Consider the following 1486-nt stretch of genomic DNA (forward strand, 5'->3'; position numbering starts at 1 on the left):
CCCACAAGGGTCGTACCCCGCACCCCCGCAGGGCGCCTACCCATCCCCAGGCTCGTACTTGCCGCCACCACCACCTCAGTGGCCCGGGCCGCACGCGCCGGGCTCGTGGAGCCCAGAACCACCCCCACAACGCGGCAAAAAAGGAAAGACAGCCGCCCTGATCTCGTTGGGCCTGGCCACGCTGCTCGCCATCGGAGCCGGAACCGCATGGTTCGTCTCCCAGAGCGGCGAGCCCACCACACCCACACCCCCGCAGGCGAAGGAGTCCGCGAAGACACCCGAACGCCCGGTCTCCCAGTGGCAGGTCCCCCTGATCGGGGCCGGCGGCTTCGACTTCACCTCGGGGATGGGCTTCGCCACCTGGCTGACCGACACCACCATCATCCGGGTGCAGAAGGACGGCGTCCTCGCCTACGACCTCGCGACGGGCAAGCGCGCCTGGGGCACCCCGTCCCCGGGAGAACAACTTTGCGGCGCCACCCCGGACGCGCACGAAGGCATCGCCGCCATCGCGTACGGCGACGCGGGCGCATGTGACCGCCTCGCCGGCATCGACACCGCCACCGGCAAGATCACGTGGCAGCAGGAGATCCAAGCCGAACAATCCACCACGTCCGACACGATCCAGACCCCGCTGATCGTCAGCACCGACGGCCTGGCCATCCTCCAGATCGGCGACAAGGTCCACGCCCACAACCTGACGGACGGCACCGTACGCTGGACCGCGACCGCCCCCAAGAACTGCTCAGTCCGGGACACCAACGCCGCACCCGGTCGCGTCGTCATGCTCGCGCACTGCGTATACCCCTACACCAAAGACCGCGTCCTGGTCCTCGACCCGGAAACCGGCAAGATGACCCGCAAACACCCCAGCCGCCGGATCTATTCAGGCACCATCGCCTCGGTGAACCCCATCGTCACCCAGATCGAGGACGCCTACGGCACCCACTTCACCCGCTACGACGACTCGGGCAAAGCCAGCGAGATCACGGTCGGCAAGATCGACCTTCTCCCCCTCAACGACCTGATCACCATCCGGGGCATGCGCCTCCACTACCGCGTAGCCGTCCACGGAGACCGCCTCTACCTGGCCACCTGGCCGAAGAAGGTCCCCGACTCGTTTCGCAGCCGCAACAACGTGCTCGCCTACGACTTCGAGACCGGCCGCCGGGTATGGGAGTCGTCCGGCAACCGTCCCTCACGACTCGCCTACATCCGCGCCGACGACTCCGGCCTCCTGGCCCTCGAAGTAGGCGACCACCGCGACCTCGCCCCCCGCCTCATCCGCGTCGACGCCAAAACCGGCAAAGCCAAGGGCCTGGGAGACCTCCCGCTCGAGTTCGGCCTCGAAGCCGAACGCGCCAAGGTCTACGAACAGAACGGCGCCGTCATCATCGTCCCCTGGAGCTCCATAACAGCCGACAACGCCATCAGCTACTACAAACTCCCCAAGACCAACTGACCCACCACACCGCCACCCCAAGCC

The 1486-nt window shown here is 67.4% G+C and carries 1 protein-coding gene; it reads left to right on the forward strand.

Annotated elements, in window-relative coordinates; all coding sequences use genetic code 11:
• Positions 1-166 precede the first annotated feature (166 nt).
• Positions 167-1462 carry an outer membrane protein assembly factor BamB family protein gene (locus C1J01_RS48005; protein WP_111185808.1) on the forward strand — a complete coding sequence of 432 codons (1296 nt, stop codon included), beginning with the start codon at positions 167-169 and terminating at the stop codon, positions 1460-1462.
• The last annotated feature ends 24 nt before the right edge of the window (positions 1463-1486 follow it).

The organism is Nonomuraea aridisoli, from assembly GCF_003236395.1.
GTDB lineage: Bacteria > Actinomycetota > Actinomycetes > Streptosporangiales > Streptosporangiaceae > Nonomuraea > Nonomuraea aridisoli.